This is a genomic window from Bradyrhizobium roseum (genome assembly GCF_030413175.1).
GTDB lineage: Bacteria > Pseudomonadota > Alphaproteobacteria > Rhizobiales > Xanthobacteraceae > Bradyrhizobium > Bradyrhizobium roseum.
The window spans coordinates 5,634,657-5,652,398 of record NZ_CP129212.1; the positions used below are offsets into that span (position 1 = coordinate 5,634,657).

Consider the following 17,742-nt stretch of genomic DNA (forward strand, 5'->3'; position numbering starts at 1 on the left):
TCGGGCGGACACTGCCACGTCCATCCCATCGAGACAAACGCTGCCGGTTCTCCGGTATTCAGATCAGCGGATGATGGCACGCCACGAACTGATCCGGCGCCACCGCGCGCAGTTCGGGCATCTCGTCGCGGCATCGCTGATCGGCGCGGGGGCAGCGGGTGCGGAACCGGCAGCCGGACGGCGGTGCGATCGGCGATGGCGGCTCTCCGACCGGCACGGTCTCGGTGGGGCGGACGTCGGGGTCCGGCACCGGGATGGCCTCGATCAGCAGCGCGGTATAGGGATGCGCCGGCCGGGCGAAGAGCTGTTCGGAGGGGCCGACCTCGCACAATCGGCCGAGATACATCACTGCCACCCGGTCGCTCACCGCCTTCACTACCGCGAGGTCGTGCGCGATGAACAGCAGCGTCAATCCGAAGCGGCCCTTCATCTCCTCCAGCAGATTGAGGATCTGGGCGCGGATCGACACGTCGAGCGCGGATACCGGCTCGTCGCAGACGATGAACTCCGGATTGAGAATGAGAGCGCGCGCGATGCAGATGCGTTGGCACTGCCCGCCGGAGAACTCGTGCGGCAGCCGCCCCACGACCAGGTTCGGGTCGAGCCCGACCGCGCTCAGCACCTCGTGGACCTGTTGCTCGCGCTTCCTGGGATCCTTGACACCCGCAATCACCAGCGGCTCGGCGACGATGTCGCCGATCTTGCGGCGCGGGTTCAGCGAGGCAATCGGATCCTGGAAGATCAGTTGCACGCGCCGGCGCATCTGGCGCAAGGCATCGCCCTGCATCGTCGTGAGATCATGACCGTCGAACAGGACCCGCCCCGAGGTCGGCCGCCGCAACTGCAGCACCGCGCGGCCCAGCGTCGATTTTCCGCAGCCGGATTCACCGACCAAGCCCAAGGTCTCGCCGCGGGCAATCTGCAGGGATACGCCGGACACGGCATGAACGATCTTGGCGCCGACGGGGTATTCCACCACCAGATCGTCGACGTCGAGCAGCGGTTCATTTGAAGCGACCGACACAGCTTGCAGCATCATGCGCCGGCCTCCGCATGGATTCCGATCGGGTGGAAACAGGCGTACTGATGTTCGCGGGATTCGGCTGCCGTCAATGGCGGCTTCTCGACCCGGCAGCGGGCCACCGCGTAGCGGCAGCGCGGCGAGAACGAGCAGCCGTGCAACGGCCGGGTTGGATCGGGCGGACGCCCGGAGATCGCCGGCAGCGGCGTGTGCGGCGCAGTGTCGAGCCGCGGAAGGGCGGCGAGCAGCGCTTCGGTGTAGGGCATCCGCATTTTCTTGAACAACGCCGGCGTCGGCGCACGCTCGACCACCCGGCCGGCATACATCACGGCGACTTCATCGGTACGGCCGGCGACGACGCCGAGGTCGTGGGTGATCAGGATCATCGCCATGTGCCGACGGCGCTGCTCGCGCGCCAGGAGATCGAGGATCTGCGCCTGGATCGTCACGTCGAGCGCGGTGGTCGGTTCGTCCGCGATCAGGAGCTTTGGTTCGCACGACAGCGCGATCGCGATTGCCACGCGCTGCCGCATGCCGCCGGAAAGCTGGTGCGGATATTGCGCCAGGCGCTGCTCGGGCGCAGGGATGCCGACCGCTGTGAGCAGTTCGACGCTGCGCCTGGTTGCAGTGGCATCGTCTAGTTCGAGATGCTCCTGCAGCGTCTCGATCAATTGCGTGCCGATCGTGAGCACCGGATTAAGCGAGGTCATCGGGTCCTGGAACACGACCGCCAGCGAACGTCCGCGCAGCTTGCGCAGTTTCTCCGGCGAAAGCTTCAGCAGATCCTGTCCGTCGAACATCACGCGGCCGGAGAGCTTTGCCTTTTTCGGCAGCAATTGCAGGATCGCCCGCGACAGCATGGTCTTGCCGCAGCCGGATTCGCCGACGACGCCGAGCGTCTGCCCCGCGCCTACCGTGAGGTTCACTTGATCCACCGCGCGCAGATTGCCGCGCGGGGTCGGCAGGTCGACCTGGACGTCCTCGACCGAAAGCAGCAATTTATCGGTCACAGCGCACCCTGCCGTGGGTCGGTCAACGCGCGCAAGGTGTCGCCGACCAGATTGAAGGCAAGAACCGTGAGGAACATCGCTGCAGCCGGCAGGAACGCAAGCCGCGGCGCGACCTCGAGGCTTTCGCGCCCCTCCCCGATCATGCTGCCCCAGCTCGATATCGGCGGCGGAACGCCGAGGCCGAGGAACGACAGCGAGCCCTCGACCACGATGATGACGGCGACGCCGAGCAGGAAGAACGCCGCCAGCGGCAGCATGACGTTGGGCAGCAACTCGCGCAGCAGGATTCGCGCATGCGTCGCCCCCAGCGCCTGGGCCGCGATCACGAATTCTCGCCTCGCCAGCGTCAGCGTCGACGCCCGCGCCACCCGCATGAAGGCGGGAACGCTGAGCGCGCCTAAGATGAGCGTGAGATTGAAAGTCGACTGGCCCAGATAGGCAGTCACCGCCAGCGCCAAAACCAACGGTGGAAACGCCAGCAGCACATCCATGCTGCCGACCACCAGCGACTCGAACCGGCCTCCGAAGTAGCCGGCGAACATGCCGAGCGCGCCGCCGAACACCAGCCCGATCACGGGCGCGCACACGCCGACTACCAGCGATATCCGCGCGCCAAAAATCAGGCGCGACAGTTCGTCGCGGCCGAGCCCGTCGGTGCCGAGCCAATGCTCGGCCGAAAACGGCGCTCGCCGCTCCAGCATGTCCATATCGGTCGGGCTCGGCAACGGCAGAACGTTTGCAAACACCGCCAACGCGCACACGAACACCAGCCAACCGATCGCGGCCCAGAACAGAATGCCGAGACGCCGGCCCTTGCGCGCAGGCTGCGTGACCGCCTCCTCCGCAACATCGAGTTCAAGCGTGGCCATGGCGAATCCTGGGATCGAGAACGGCGTAGAGAAGATCGACGATGAAGTTCATGATGACGAAGCCAGCGCCCACCAGCAGCACCACCCCCTGCAGGATGATAAGGTCGCGCGTCAGGATCGATCCGATCAGGAGCCGCCCGATGCCCGGCAGGGCAAAGATCGTCTCGACGATGACAGCGCCGCCGATGAGCCGGCCGATATTGATGCCGGTAATCGTGACCAGCGTCAGCGACGACGGTTTTAGCGCGTGCACGAACAGGATGCGCGAAGCCTTCAACCCCTTGGCCTTGGCCAGCGAGATGTAGTCTTCCTGCAGGGTTGCGATCATGTCGGATCGCAGCACGCGCATGATGCCGGGCCATTCGGCGAGCGCGAGCGTCAGCGCCGGCAGCACCATGAAGCGCAGGTTCGCCGCCGGGTCTTCGGTAAAAGGCACGTAGCCGGTCGCCGGCAGCCAGCGCAGCTCGACCGCAAACAGATAGATCAGCAGGATCGCCGACAGGAACGTCGGGACCGACAGCATGCCGAAAGCCGAGCCGGTCATGAAGCGGTCGAACGGTCCGCCGCTACGCGATGCGCAGATGATGGCCAGGGGAACGCCGATCGCCAGCGCGCCGACCTGCGCCAGCAGCATCAGCTCGATCGATACCGGCAGCCGCTCGGTGACCGCCTGCAGCACCGTCTGGCCGGTGCGGAACGAACGGCCGAAATCACCCTGCATCACATGGCCGAGCCAGCTCAGATAGCGCCACCAGATCGGCTGGTCCAACCCCATGTCACGACGCAACGCCGCCACGTTCTCAGGCGTCGCCTGATCGCCGAGGATCGTGTAGGCGAGATCGCCCGGCAGCAGCGACGCGATGGAGAACGTCAGCAGCGAAACCGCAATCAGCACCGGCACCAAATACAGGAGCCGTCGTGCAACGAAGAACGCCATGGGCGGCTATTCCTTCCAGGCGCGCGATACGTCGATCACCCCGCTATACATCTTGGGCAGACCCTTCAGCTTCGCGCTGGATATCGCATAGTAGGTGTTCTGGAAGGTCCAGAACCAGATCGCCTCCTTGTTGATCAGCCGGGAGATTGCGCAATAGTCGTCGATACGCTGGGCCTGATCCGGCGTGTTGCGGGCATGATCGAGCAGCTTGTCGAGCTCCGGATTGGAGTAGTTGGCAAGCGCCACCGGGCTTCCGGTCTTGAAGTTGGAGTACATCTGCGTATCGGGATCGGCCAGATCGACGATGCGCCACGGCGTCAACTGGAACTGGCGCATGAAGGCGCGCGGCGGAATCGTGGCCTGGTCGACCTGCTCGATCTCCATGTTGATGCCGGCCCGCTTCCACAATTGCTGCAGCACCTGGCCAACGGTCCGCCCACGGGGCGTCGCCGTGACAAGCATCTTGAACTCGACGGGCTTGCCGTAATCCTTGATCAGGGCCTTGGCCTTCTCGAGGTCTTCAGGAAGTGCGCCGTCGTCCTTGCACTTGACCCAGGAGCCATCGCCATAGGGATTGCTGGCCGGCCTGGCGAGACCATTGGTAATCGCCTGCGACATCTTCTTGCGGTCGAGCGACATGACCACCGCCTGGCGAACGCGCACGTCGTCGAACGGCGGCGTCTTGGTGTTCATGGCATAGACCGCAGCCCCCGAGCCGACGTAGCTGTGCACGGTGAGCTTGGAGTCTTTCTGCGCCTTCTGGATGTTGTCGGCGGAATATTCGTCGTCCCAGATCAGGTCGACCTCGCCGGATTGCAGGCTCGCGAATCGCGACTGCGCGTCGGGCAGCGGCTTCAGCGTGATGCGGTCCAAATATACCTTGTCCTTGTCCCAGTAGTCCGGGTTCTTCTCCAGGATCATGCGATCGCCGGCGGTCCAGGATTTCAGGATGTAGGGACCGGTGCCGACGGGATTGCGGTTGTATTCGTCGCCCTTGGCCTTCCAGGCTGTCGGCGAGTGAACGGCCTGGTTCTGGCTCGCGTAGGAGATAATTGCGGGGAAGTTTACCGATGGGTCGTTGAGATTAAAGACGAGTGTCAGTTCGTCGGGCGCCTGCACGTCCTTGATGGCAGAAATATAGAAGGCGCAACGGCACTTGTTGGCAGGATCCTTCTGCCGGTCGAAGTTGGCCTTGTAGGCTTCCGCATTGAAGGGCGTACCGTCGTGGAATTTGACCCCGGGACGCAGCTTGAAGGTCCAGGTCTTGAAGTCGTCCGAGTGAGACCAGGACAGCGCGAGCTTGGGCTGCGGCTTGCTGTTGGCGTCGAGCGTGGTGAGCGTGTCGAAGATCGCGGAGGATGCCGTCAATGCCGCCGTGTCGTAGACGCCGACCTTCAGCGGATCGAAGCCGGGAATATCGAGTTCGAGGCCGACGGTGATGCTGCCACCCGCCTTCTGCGCGCTGGCAGGCATGACGGACAAGGCCACACCAAATCCCGCCACAAGAAATATGCGCGCGAGCGCGCTCGAACGGTTGGCCGCCTTCATGGATATTCCCTCCGATGTGTCGTCCGTCCGGTATTCCGGATCGTGATCGCTACGGTAAGATTGTCTGGAATTTCCGTCGCGGGCAAGGCCGTTTACAGGCTGCGGATGAAAACGCCGCCGCAGCCTGATGTTTCGCTATGCGGAGCGCGCCGTCAGCCGCGCGCGGTAACCGCCGCCTTGCCGGCGAAGGCTGCGATTTCGTCTTCCGACAAACCGGTCTCTTTCAGGTAGGCGCGCGTATGTTCGCCGAGCGTCGACATGCGCGGGGCCGCCGATACCTTGGCCCCCGACATGCGGAACGGCAAGTTGAGTACCTTGAAGGTGCCGCCGCCGTCCTCGACCTCGGTCAATGCGCCTCGATGAGCGATCTGCGGATCGCCGAGCGCCTCGGCGACGGTGCGGTAGGCCGACGAAGGCACGCCGCGCGCGTTGAGCGCGGCGAGGCACTGCGCGGTGGTGACGGTGCGCGACCACGCCTCGACGCCTTCGATCAGGCTCACCCAGTTGTCGCGGCGGTCGGCATATTTCGCAAAGCGCGGGTCGCTCACCCATTCCGGGTGACCGATCACCTGCATCAGGCTCTGGAAAGTCTTCTCGCTGGCGATCGCCATCATCACATAGCCGTCGGTCGTCTCGATCGGGCCGAACATCGGCCGTTGCGTCGGCCTCACCTCGAATTGCGACCACTGCAGTTCGTTCAGCGTCAGGCTCAGCATCGATTCCAGCATGGAGACGTCGATGTGCTGGCCCTGCCCGGTCGCGTTGCGCTGATAGAGCGCCGCCGAGACGGCGCCGAAGGCGTAAACGCCGGTGAGCACGTCGGCGTGATAGATGCCGCAATAGTCCGGCCGGCTGCGGCCCGGCTGGTACGCCAGGTGCGCCATCTCGTAGCCAGAAGCCGCATGGATCACCGGCGCATAGGCCGGCAGTTCCGCCGACGGCCCGGTCTGGCCATATCCGGAGATTGAGCAATAGATCAGTTTGGGGTTGGCCTCATGCAACGAGGCATAATCGAGCTTCAATCGCCGCATCACGCCGGGCCGGAAATTCTCCACCAACACGTCCGCGGTTGCGACCAGCCGGCGGATCGCCTCCAGCCCCTTGGGCGACTTCAAATCCAGCACCAGGCTGTTCTTGCCGACGTTGAGCTGGCCGAAAGCAGTCGAGCAGTTATTCCGGACCGGCGGGCGGGTCCGCATCGTCTCGCCTTCCTCGCTTTCGATCTTGACGACCTCTGCTCCCATATCGGCAAGCATTCGTGTACAATGCGGGCCGGCGATGGTGGTCGAGAAATCGAGGACGCGCAGACCGGCGAAGCAGCCTGTCAAATTCCTCTGATCATTGCCGGCTATGTTCATTTCGTAACGCTCCTTCGGCCTTTGCGGCCCTTGGTCTTGTTGGCGGTCGTGACCCTAAATTGCGCGCCATCGACAGGGAAGTCATTCGCTTAGGAACCGACCGCACGGAGCGCGCGTTACATCGATGGGAAGTTGGACCCGTTCTTGCATCGGGTTCTTCAGACGTAGTTTCCCTTGGTTTCCTTACGGCGGCTGCGAGGACGTTTCCCTTGAGGGTCTTGTTCGTTACCACGGAAATGGATGATTTCATCCGGGTTGGCGGTCTCGCGGCAGTTTCCGCCGCACTACCCAGAGCCTTACGGCGCTGGAGCGATGTCCGGATCATGCTGCCGGGATACCGGGACGTCGTTGAGCAGCTCACACACGTTGAAATCGTTGGCGAATGTCCTGCTTTGGCGGAGATGCCGTCCTGCCTTCTAGGGCGGGCGTCCACCCAGGATGGACTGCCGGTCTACGTGCTGCTGTGCCCACAACTCTACGATCGGCCGGGCAATCCCTATGGCGACGAATCAGGGCAGGACTGGCCGGACAACGATGTCAGGTTCGGCCGTTTCGCTTCTGCGGCGGCCGAACTTGCCGCAGGCAATCTGGACAAGAATTGGGCAGCGGACCTCGTCCATGCCAACGACTGGCAGGCCGCGCTGGCGCCCGCCTATCTGGCGTGGCGCGGCTCGAAAGTTCCCTCCCTCCTGACCATCCATAACCTGGCCTACCAAGGTCTGTTCCCGCCGGACTCGCTGCGGCGGATTGGAGCGCCGGAAAGTTCCTTCCATATCGAGGGGCTGGAATTCTACGACCACGTATCGTTTCTGAAGGGCGGCCTGGTCTACGCCTCGCACCTGACCACCGTCAGCGCCACCTATGCCAAGGAGATCACGACCCGCGAACTGGGCTGCGGCCTCGAAGGCCTGCTGCAGCGCCGCTCCAACGCATTGGAACTGACCGGCATCCTCAACGGCATCGACGAAAGCTGGGATCCCAGCGCCTGTGCGCAACTGGCGCAGACGTTTGCCCCGGGGGACTGGGAGGGCAAGCAGGCGAACGCCGATTACGTCCGCAAGCAGTTCGGCCTGGCGCTGTCGCGCGGTCCGCTATTCGGCCTCGTCGCCCGGCTGGTGCACCAGAAAGGCGTCGACCTCGTGCTGTCCGCCGCCGACGAAATCATCGAGGCCGGCGGCCAGATCGTGGTGACCGGAAGCGGCGAGCCGCAGATCGAACAGGCACTGGTCGATGCGCACCGCCGCAGACCCGACGCGATCGGCGTTGTGATCGGCTTCAACGACGCGCAAGCACGGCGGATCTTCGCGGGCAGCGACTTTACGCTGATGCCGTCGCGGTTCGAACCGTGCGGGTTGAGCCAGATGTACGCGCAGCGGTTTGGGTCGCTGCCGATCGGGCACCAGACCGGCGGGCTGGCGGAGACCATCAAGGATGGCGAAACCGGCTTCCTGTTTTCAAAACCCTCAACGGAGTCCTTCCTCGGCGGCGTCAGACGTGCATTCGACGCCTTCGGGGCCAAGGACCGCCTCGATGCGATGCGGCGTAGTGCAATGGCGCGATCATTCAGCTGGGATCTGTCGGCAGCCTGTTACAGCGCGCTGTATCGCAAGACGATCGCGCCTTCCATCATCGCTTGATACGTCTATTCCGGTGTCCGCCGCGTCTCCGGCATGAACAGCCAGATCACCGTCAGGCCGAGCGCTGCGATGCAGGCCAGTCCCATGAAGGCCGTGCTGCTGCCAAAAGTATCGCTGATATAGCCGGCCAGCACCGTACTCAGCGACGCGCCGATGCCAGTCGCGGTTCCGACGATGCCCTGTGCGAGACTGAAGTGGCCGCTGCCGAATGCGACGTCAGCGACGATCAGCGGTACCATCACGCTCAGCACCGCTGCGGTAATACCGTCGAACACCTGCACCGCGACCAGAAGATAGGGATCGCTCACCACCGAGAACAGCAGACCTCGGATTGCCAGCGCGCCGAACGCCAGCAGCAGCAGTGGTCGCCTGCCCCAGGCTTGCGCCTTGCGGCCGACCGAGGGCGAGGCCAGCGCCACGATAGCCTGCGGCACGATGATACAGGCTGCGATCAGCACCGGCGCCCATTGGCTCGATCGCGTGGTGACAACGCCGGCCATCAGCGGCAGCATGGCGGCATTCGCAAGCTGGAACAGCAGCACGCCGCCGGCAAAGATCAGCAGCGGGCGCTGGCGCAGCAGGTGGAATACGCTGGTGGCTTCCTGATCGGGAACCTCGCGCACGACAGCACCGTGGCTTTGCGCCACGTCGATTTCCTGCTCGCGGATGCGCGAGAGTGCCAGCAAGGTAGGAATCACAAGCAGGAAGGTGACGATAAACACGGCCTGGTTTGACAACAGGTAACCTGTCGCCCCCATCAGCGCCGCCGCCGAACCATTGCCGAGCGACGCGAAACGCGCGTTACGTCCCAGGCGCTCTCCCATCGCCAGCGGCCCGACCAGACCAAGACTGATGGCCGCAATCGCCGGGCCCAACACGCAGCTCGCCAGCGCATGCAAAATGGCCGCTGCCGTCACCACCGGAAAGATCGGCCATAATGCATAGGCCAGCGCGGCGCAGCCGATGGCGGAGACGGCGAGGCCCGCCACCAGCCGCTCCGACCGCGCGGCATCGACGGTCGCGCCGCCCGGCATCTGGCCGAGCAGGCCGATAATGCCGCCGATCGACAGCACGAAGCCGATCTCGACCTGCGTCCATTTCTGCGTGGTCAGATAGACCGCAATGAACGGACCGAATCCGGTCTGGACGTCGGCGAGGAAGAAGACGAACCAGTCGAGGCCGCGCTGACTTTCGCGAGACGGCCTTGGCTTGCTCCCCGGCGCGGGCGGCAGCGGCACGATATTGCCTTGCCCGTCGGATCGCCCGTGGCGACCGTCGTCAATCCGATTGAACGATGGGGATGGACGGGCCACCAGGCTGCAACTCCTCATTCTTGGTGTGATCTCGGGGCAAACGCTTGGCGTTCGTCCCGATGAAACCCGCTACTCGCATTGCCGGATTGTGCTTATTTGTCGAAATCCCACGGCTGCAGACGACCGGCCGCACCAAGCACGATGACCGGCGCGTCCTCCTTGTATTCGGGCGCCGCCGAGACCTGCGCCTTGGTCAGTTCGAGCGTAATGCTGTCACGCTTGTTGGAGACGCCGCCGAAACGCAGCGCGCTCCATTCGACCACGATCTTCCGGCTGCCGACACCGAGGAAGCCGCCGAAATCGATCACCGCAGCGCGAACATTGCCTTCACGATCCACGATCGCATCGACGATGCGCCCCATACCTTCGTTAGCCGCGCTGCGAACTTCGCGGCCCAGAATGCCATGGGCATCCCGGGCGCCAATCACGGTAACCGAGGGCGGTGGTACAGGTTCCTTGGTGGCGTCAGGCGGCGCGGTTCGAGTCCCCTGTGTCGTGCCGGCGTCGTCCGCCGCTGAAGCCGCCGGGCCGCCGGCCAATCCAGCGATCAGAAACAGGATGAGAATACCTATGCGCATGAGTCCTCCTGACTTTCGAATCATGAGCCGCGCATGGCTCCTAATGCGTCAATACGATTGACACGTGAATCTGGCCGCGCGTTCGGACCACCTCGAGCGAGACTTCGTCGCCATGGCGACGGACCCGCAAGTCGACGCTGGACGGCCCAAGCCGCAGATCGCGCAACAAGACCTCATTGAGAAATTCCGGCAGATGCGGATCACGCAGACGGATCTCGCCGCGCGCGGCATCGAATTCTAGACCGAGGGCGGCTTCCAGCAGGCTGAACGGCGTAGCACTGGCCCAGGCCTGCGGCGCGCAGGCGACGGGATAGAGCACCGGTCCGCGATGCCTCTCGCGGCGGAATCCGCAGAACAATTCCGGCAGCCGTCGCAGGTCCATATAGCTCGCGGTATCGAACAGCCCCCTGAACAGATGCGCCACCGAATGCTTCAAGCCGTAGCGCGCGAAGCCGAGCGCAATCAGCGCATTGTCATGCGGCCAGATCGACCCGTCATGATAGGACATCGGGTTGTAACGCGCTTCGCCGCGCGCAACTGTGCGGATGCCCCATCCCGAGAAGAATTTCTGGCTCATCAGATCGGCCGCGACGCGCCGTGCCCGATCGGTGCTGACAATGCCGGTGAAAAGAAGCTGACCGGCATTCGAAGTCCGCACCCTGCACGGCCGCTTGGCGCCGTCGAGCGCCAGCGCGTAAGTGCCGAGTTCCTCGCACCAGAAAGCCTGCTCGAAGCGCTCGGCCAGCAGCAATGCCGCGGATTCGAGCTGGGCCGCCTGCTCGATCAATCCGAGCCGCCGGGCGCAGCGGGCTGCCAGCCGCTTGCCGGCAAAGACATATCCCTGGACTTCCGCCAACGCGATATAGCCCTCGGCGAGCTGTCCGTCGGCATGGAAGATCGCATCGAACGAATCCTTCCAGCCCTGATTGGCGAGCCCCTGCTCGGTGGCGCGCTGGTACTCGACAAACCCATCCTTGTCGGGGTCGCCGGGACCGTCGATCCATTGCAATGCGGCCTCGATCGCCGGCCACAGTTCGGCGAGCGTTTCTTCGTCACCGGTACGTTCGACATAAAGCCCGGCCAGCAGGACAAACAGCGGAGTGGAATCCACGCTGCCGTAATACTGCGCGAACGGCACCTCGCGCAGCGCGGCCATCTCTCCGCCGCGCATCTCATGCAAAATCTTGCCGGGCTCGGCGTCGGCGCGCGGATCCGTGGTCTTGGCCTGGAAGAAGGCGAGCCGGCGCAGCACCCCCTGCGCGATGCGAGGATCAATCCACAACATCTGAAGCGCCGTGATCAATCCGTCGCGGCCGAACGTGGTCGAATACCAGGGAATGCCGGCATAGGGGTATCGGCCCTGCGGCGTTTCCGTCATCAGCATGTTGAGGTCGGCCATCGCCTGGCACAGCACCTCGTTGAAAATGTCGTTCGACGTCTCGATGCTGGCCGCACCCGCCGTCGAGCGCCGCATCTCGCGCCGGTGCGCCAGCAGGCCACGAAAGAACGGCGGCGGCTTTTGCATGATCGGCTTGTTGCAGGATACCGTGACGAAGATCGCGGTCGACTCCTGCGGCGCCAACTCGAAATGAAACGTTGCCGAGTGGGTGGCGAGCCGGGTCGGCTGCGGCTCGAAATGCAGGGCCGTGATGCGGGTCTGACCGTCGAGCCCGCCATATTCGAGCACGACGTCGGCGGGGCCGAGCAGCCGGCTGGATCCTACGCCCCGGCGCGAGCGGCGCTCGCCGCGCACCTCGAACAGATCGGCGAAATCATTGTCGAACAGCAGCGTCAGGTCGAAGCTTGCCGGCCGGTCGCCGTGGTTCTGCAAGGCGATGCGCTGGTAGGCTGTGCCACGCCACAGGAAAATCGAGCGCACGATGTGCAGCGTATCTTTCTGCAGCGCCAGTCGGCCGTTGTGGTACACGTCGGAGTTGGTGAGGTCGACGGTCAGCGCCGAATTATCGTCGCGCAGATTGGAGCCGAGCAACAGCGGCTGGACCTCGTCGAGCACCATCTCCAGCCGCGCCAGATAACGGGTGTCGGCGTTGAACAGGCCATCGGGCCCGCCGGCAGAGGCGCCGATATCGCCGTGGCTGTCCAGCACAATAAATGTGTCGTCGTGCTTGAGCGAACGACGCTGCCGCGTCGCCGGGCCCGTCATCGGAATGTAGAACGGCGATTCCGTGACGTGTTCAGCATCTTCGACGCTGGCCAGGTGAGTGACTTCCGCCGTCATTTGGACCTCAAGCGATTTTCTCGCGTTGCGATTGACGCATTGGGACGCAAACGCTACCGGAGCGGATCAGGCCGCATGACTGGCGAGCCGTCCGATCTCGCGCGCAACCAGTTCGCGGTACGGCCCCCTGCCCTGCACAAGGATATCCGGCGGCCCGTCCTCGATGATCCGGCCGCCCTGCAGCACCACCACGCGATCGAAATTGCGCAAGGTCGCAAGCCGATGGGCAATCGCGATCACAGTGCGCCCGCGCATCAGCCGTGACAAGGCCTCGCGGATCGCCTCCTCCGACTCGCCGTCGAGCGCGGCGGTCGCTTCATCCAGCAGCAGGATCGGCGCATCCTTCAGGAACGCCCTGGCAATGGCGATACGCTGCCGCTGCCCGCCGGAAACCTTGATCCCGCGATCTCCGACCATGGTATCCATGCCTTCAGGAAGATTCTCGATGAAATCGCACCGCGCCGCGATCGCTGCACGCAGCACCTCGTCATCCGTCGCGTTGGGCCGTCCGTAGCGAATGTTTTCCATGATCGAGCGATGGAACAGCGAGATATCCTGCGGCACCACCGAGATCGCCTCACGCAGGCTTTGCTGCGTCACCCGCGATATATCCTGGCCGTCGATCGTAACGTTGCCGCGCTGGATATCGTAGAAGCGTTGCAGCAGCGCAAACAAGCTTGACTTGCCGCCGCCGGAATGACCGACCAGCCCGACCCGCTGTCCGGGCTGAATGCGCAGCGAAAACTTGTCGAACACCTGGGCGCCGCCCGGGTAGTGAAATGAGACATTGTTGAAGGCTACCGCAGCGCCGCTGCGGATCAGCGGCTCTGCCTCTGGGTGGTCCTTCAACTCGTGCGGCAGCAACAGGGTCGCAATGGCTTCCGTCATCCGGGCGACGTGCTGCGTGACATCGACCAATGCCACGGCCAGGTCGCGCGTCGCGCTCAGGATCGACAGGCCCAGCGTGCAGACCAAGACGACGTCGCCGGTCGTCGCACCGCCCTGCTGCCAGAGCGTGATGGCCCACGCCAGCAGCGCGATCGTCAGGACAATCGTCACGACAGCATGAAGCAAACGCAGTTTTTCGAGGTAGCGCAGGCTGCGGCCTCTGGCGTCGAGTTCCCGACCGACGGTGGCGTCGAAACGGTCATGTTCGTAGCTGAGGCCGCAAAAGGCGCGGACCAGCGGCAGGTTGCTGATGACGTCGACCATCTCGCCGTCGACTGCAGCTGCCTTGTCGGCAAACTCGTCATGCAGCGGCTTGCCCGCCGCAGCGAGGCGGAACATCGCCAGCAACATGATGCCCGCGATGACGATCAACCCGGCGGACATCGCAAGACTGACCGTGCCGATCAGGAGAATTGCCGAAACGGTGGCGATGCAGGGCGGCAATACATTCCAGACGAACATGTTCTCTACGGTGAACACCGCGTTGGAGGTCGCCGTGATTCGGCTGGTCAGCATGCCCGGCAGGCGGTCGGAGAAATAACTGGGGGCGTGGCCTGTGAGGTGGCGGAACATGTCGCGGCGTAGATCGCCGGTGACACCGACAAAGGTAAAGCTCGCTGTCCAGCTCGCAACCCGCCACAAGAGATTGTCTGCCGCGATCAGCAGCATGAGAAAACCGAATGCCAGCCATACGCCGTTGGCGTGTGATGCGCCTGCTGTCAGGCTGTCGACCAGGTTCTTCACGCCGTACTGCGTGCCCACCGAACAGGCAACTGCTGCCACGACAGCAGACACAATGATTACATGCGCCGCACGACGCCGACGCAGATAGCGCAGGACAAAAGAAAACGGACGCCGCGCATATCCAGAAAGAGTGTCCATGAGTTCCGCAAACCTGTTGAGGGTGAATGAGAATCCCTAGCGTGCATCGCACACGATGACGTGAAGAATGCCGCTTCGGGCTTCATGCGCGTGGCCATCACCCCGCAACAATTCTGCAGCATCGAGACAGCCGTACATTTGTTCGCGCGAGATGGCATGAGCAAGACAGCCATGTGGAGGAAGCAAGATGAACTAATCAAAGGAACTTCGCAGATGCGGGAACGTTCCCGCTACGGGCACGGCGGTGTCGATCGAGGGCTGAGGGCTCAGTTACCAACATTCCACACAGGAGATGCAAACATGCGCATCGCGCAGGTCGCCCCGCTCACGGAGGCTGTTCCCCCCAAATTGTACGGCGGCACCGAGCGGGTGGTGCACTGGCTTACCGAGGAACTCGTAGCGCTCGGGCATGATGTCACGCTGTTTGCCAGCGGCGATTCAATCACTTCGGCGAAGCTCGACGCCACATGGCCGAAAGCGCTGCGCCTCGATGGCTCCGTGCGCGATCCCAATGCGCTGCATATGGTGATGCTGGAGCGTGTTCGACAGAAATGCGACGATGAAGAGTTCGATTTTCTGCACTTTCATCTCGACTACTATCCATTTTCGCTGTTCTACCGGCAGCCGACGCCGTTCCTCACAACGCTGCACGGCCGGCTCGACCTGCCGGAGCACCAGCCGGTCTTCAACACTTTCTCCAAGGTTCCGGTGATCTCGATCTCCGACTCGCAGCGCCGGCCGGTACCGCAAGCCAACTGGGTGCGCACCATCCATCATGGACTGCCGGAAAATTTGTTGACGCCACGGCAGGTGCAGCCGTCCTATCTCGCCGTGCTCGGACGCATCGCCCCGGAAAAAGGCGTCGACCGCGCCATCCGGATCGCGACGCGATCCGGCATTCCGCTCAAGATCGCGGCCAAGGTCGACCGCGCTGACCAGGATTATTACGACGAGTTGATCGCTCCGATGATCAAGGCCAGTCCGCTGGTCGAATTCATCGGGGAGATCAGCGACCGCGAGAAGCCTGATTTCCTGAGTGGCGCGATCGGCCTTCTGCTGCCGATCGACTGGCCGGAGCCGTTCGGCCTTGTGATGATCGAAGCGATGGCCTGCGGCACGCCCGTGCTCGCCTATAACCGCGGATCGGTCCCCGAGATCATCGATCCCGGCCTTACCGGCTTCATCGTCGAAGACGAGACCAGCGCCGCGGCGGTGATCGACCGTCTCGCCGCGCTCGACCGGACCGCCATCCGCAAGCAGTTCGAGGCGCGCTTCACCGCGCGGCGCATGGCGCTCGATTATCTTGCGGCCTATCGCAGCCTGAAAGAGCGAGCCGAGCCGCGGATGAAACTCGTCAGCAGCGCGGAGTAGATTGCGATCAGCCCGCTTTCACCGTCATGGTGGGCCTCGTCCCGGCCATGACGGCGATTTCAACCGACCGCCATCCGTTTCGGCTCCACGATCTCGAACATCCGTGGAAAATCATCCATCAATGCCATCAATTCGGCCAGCCGCATCGGATTGCCGACGACCGCGATTTTTCCGGAAGCGACCGCTTCCGGAAACGTCGTGAGCTTCGCGATCACTTCGTCCAGCACGCCACGCGCGAGCGCAAAACCGGCATCAGCGTCGGTGGCTTGTGCGCCAGCGGCATAGGTCAGCGCACTGTTCTCCAGGTTGAGAACAAAACTCTCGTTTGTGTCGGTGAAATTCCAGTTCAGCACGATGCGCTTGCCCTCGGCCTTGGGACCGTTCAGTCGCACGCCGAGCACATCCCACAACTGCTCGGTGCGAAGCGCCGCCAGTGTCTCGCGCGGCATCGTCGAGCGCGGCGGCGCCTTGGGCATGCCCTGCCGCAATTCCTGCGCGCCGAACAGATAGGCATTGCGCCAGGTCGAGCTTTCGGAGGCATAGCCGAGTTGCTCGAACGTATCGGCGAGCATCGCGCGCGCCGCCTGGTTGTCAGGCTCGGCGAACACCAGATGACTCACGGCCTGCGCGACGAAGCGGAATTCGCCTTTGGCAAAATCCCCGGCCGCGCGCGACAGGACCGCCTCGGCGCCGCCCATGTACTCGACATATTTCTTGCCTGACGCCACCGGAGGCAGCGGATCGAGATTGACGGGGTTGGCGTCATACCAGCCAAGATATTTTTGATAGATCGCCTTCACATTGTGCCGGATGTGGCCGTAATAGCCGCGCCCGTGCCAGGCGCCTTCGAGGCTCGCCGGCAAGCGGATGGTTTCGGCGATTTCGGCTGCCGTTAGGCCGTGGTTCATCAGGCGGATGGTCTGGTCATGCGCAAATTTGTAGAGATCGCGCTGCTGGCGGATCATGGTGTCGATCCGCTCCTGTCCCCAGACCGGCCAGTGATGCTGGCCGCACATCGCATCGGCCTTGCCGCCCCACATCTGCAGGGCTTCGCCGAGATATTTTGACCACGCCAGCGCGTCGCGCACGTCGGCGCCGCGGAACGGCAGCAGATTGTGGAAATTATGGGTGCAGTTCTCCGCGAGGTTCAAAAGCTTGTAGCGCGGGACGAAGAAATGCATCTCCGCCGGCGCTTCGCTGTTCGGCGCCATCTGGAATTCGAACTCCACGCCGTCGATCGTTCGCCTGTCACCGGTTGATATAATGAGATCAGTCGGACGCAGCAGCGCGACTGCGCCCGCCGCCATGGTCTTGCCGAGCCCGCAGTCGACCTGCCCGCGCACGCCCTTGGCAAGGAACGGCCCGAACTGATATTGGGCGCGGCGCAGCATCGCCGGCCCAGCAATGATGTTCTCGGATACGGCGTGCTCCATGAACAGGTTGGGCGCGATGATCGGCACCTTGCCGCTTCCGAGCGTTTCGTCGTCGAGCACGCCGCGCGCACCGCCCCAATGGTCGGTGTGGGTATGGGTGAAGATGACGGCGGCGACCGGCCGCTTGCCGCGGTGCTGGAAGTAGAGCTCCATCGCGGCTCGCGCCCCCTCGATCGAGGTCAGCGTATCCACCACGATGACACTGCGCTCGCCCTCGATCAGCGTCATGTTGGCGATGTCGAGCCCGCGCACCTGGTAGACGCCGGGCACCACCTCGAACAGGCCGTGGTGCATGTTGAGCCGCGCCTGCCGCCACAGGCTGGGATCGACGGTCGGTGGCGCCTGCTCGGCGGAGAGGAAGCCGTAAGGCTCCAGGCTCCACACCACCCGGCCCTGCGGCGACATGATCTTCGCGTTTTCCAAGGTACCGAGAAAGCCGCGGGCGGCGTCGTCGAAATCCCTCACATCGGAGAACGGCAACGCTTGCAACGTCGCCGCATGCTGCGCGATGACAGAAGCCGAAGCCTCCTTCGGTGTTTCCGTTGTGGCCGGTTGGCTCATTGTTCTGTACTCCCTTGCGCAAACAATAATCGGAACG

The 17,742-nt window shown here is 63.6% G+C and carries 13 protein-coding genes; 2 read left to right on the forward strand and 11 right to left on the reverse strand.

What is annotated here, in order from left to right; all coding sequences use genetic code 11:
• Nucleotides 1-58 precede the first annotated feature (58 nt).
• From QUH67_RS26690 to QUH67_RS26715, 6 genes are all read right to left on the reverse strand, one after another.
• Entirely contained in the window at nt 59-1,036 is a 978-nt protein-coding gene (locus QUH67_RS26690; RefSeq protein ID WP_407080479.1) for an ABC transporter ATP-binding protein, read from the reverse strand.
• Nucleotides 1,036-2,031, reverse strand: a complete 996-nt coding sequence (locus QUH67_RS26695) for an ABC transporter ATP-binding protein (protein WP_300942370.1) — start codon at nt 2,029-2,031, stop codon at nt 1,036-1,038. Before QUH67_RS26695 ends, QUH67_RS26690 begins: the two co-directional genes overlap by 1 nt.
• Nucleotides 2,028-2,900, reverse strand: coding sequence for an ABC transporter permease (locus QUH67_RS26700; protein ID WP_300942371.1), 873 nt, complete (start codon nt 2,898-2,900; stop codon nt 2,028-2,030). Before QUH67_RS26700 ends, QUH67_RS26695 begins: the two co-directional genes overlap by 4 nt.
• Nucleotides 2,887-3,837, reverse strand: coding sequence for an ABC transporter permease (locus QUH67_RS26705; protein WP_300942372.1), 951 nt, complete (start codon nt 3,835-3,837; stop codon nt 2,887-2,889). Before QUH67_RS26705 ends, QUH67_RS26700 begins: the two co-directional genes overlap by 14 nt.
• A gap of 6 nt (nt 3,838-3,843) precedes the next feature.
• Complete coding sequence (locus QUH67_RS26710; protein ID WP_300942373.1) at nt 3,844-5,385, reverse strand: ABC transporter substrate-binding protein; 1,542 nt, start codon at nt 5,383-5,385, stop codon at nt 3,844-3,846.
• Nucleotides 5,386-5,537: 152 nt separating this feature from the next.
• Nucleotides 5,538-6,743, reverse strand: coding sequence for a CaiB/BaiF CoA transferase family protein (locus QUH67_RS26715; RefSeq protein WP_300942374.1), 1,206 nt, complete (start codon nt 6,741-6,743; stop codon nt 5,538-5,540).
• 209 nt (nt 6,744-6,952) lie between these two features.
• Between QUH67_RS26715 and glgA the strand changes: the two genes are divergently transcribed.
• Complete coding sequence (gene glgA / locus QUH67_RS26720; protein ID WP_300942375.1) at nt 6,953-8,380, forward strand: glycogen synthase GlgA; 1,428 nt, start codon at nt 6,953-6,955, stop codon at nt 8,378-8,380.
• Between the two features lie 5 nt (nt 8,381-8,385).
• Here glgA and QUH67_RS26725 read toward each other — a convergent pair whose 3' ends face one another.
• From QUH67_RS26725 to QUH67_RS26740, 4 genes are all read right to left on the reverse strand, one after another.
• A complete protein-coding gene (locus QUH67_RS26725) occupies nt 8,386-9,693 on the reverse strand; it encodes an MFS transporter (RefSeq protein ID WP_407080360.1) in 1,308 nt (435 codons plus the stop codon).
• A 92-nt stretch (nt 9,694-9,785) separates the two neighbouring features.
• A complete protein-coding gene (locus QUH67_RS26730; protein ID WP_300942376.1) occupies nt 9,786-10,271 on the reverse strand; it encodes a PRC-barrel domain-containing protein in 486 nt (161 codons plus the stop codon).
• Nucleotides 10,272-10,311: 40 nt separating this feature from the next.
• Nucleotides 10,312-12,510: an amylo-alpha-1,6-glucosidase gene (locus QUH67_RS26735; RefSeq protein WP_300942377.1), complete on the reverse strand. Its 2,199-nt coding sequence runs from the start codon at nt 12,508-12,510 to the stop codon at nt 10,312-10,314.
• A 66-nt stretch (nt 12,511-12,576) separates the two neighbouring features.
• Nucleotides 12,577-14,340, reverse strand: coding sequence for an ABC transporter ATP-binding protein (locus QUH67_RS26740; protein ID WP_300942378.1), 1,764 nt, complete (start codon nt 14,338-14,340; stop codon nt 12,577-12,579).
• A gap of 300 nt (nt 14,341-14,640) precedes the next feature.
• Between QUH67_RS26740 and QUH67_RS26745 the strand changes: the two genes are divergently transcribed.
• The gene (locus tag QUH67_RS26745) at nt 14,641-15,711 is read left to right on the forward strand and encodes a glycosyltransferase family 4 protein (protein WP_300942379.1); all 1,071 of its coding nucleotides are present in this window, start codon (nt 14,641-14,643) and stop codon (nt 15,709-15,711) included.
• A 59-nt stretch (nt 15,712-15,770) separates the two neighbouring features.
• Here the strand turns inward: QUH67_RS26745 and QUH67_RS26750 are convergent, their stop codons facing one another.
• Entirely contained in the window at nt 15,771-17,705 is a 1,935-nt protein-coding gene (locus tag QUH67_RS26750) for an alkyl/aryl-sulfatase (protein WP_300942381.1), read from the reverse strand.
• Nucleotides 17,706-17,742: the final 37 nt, after the last annotated feature.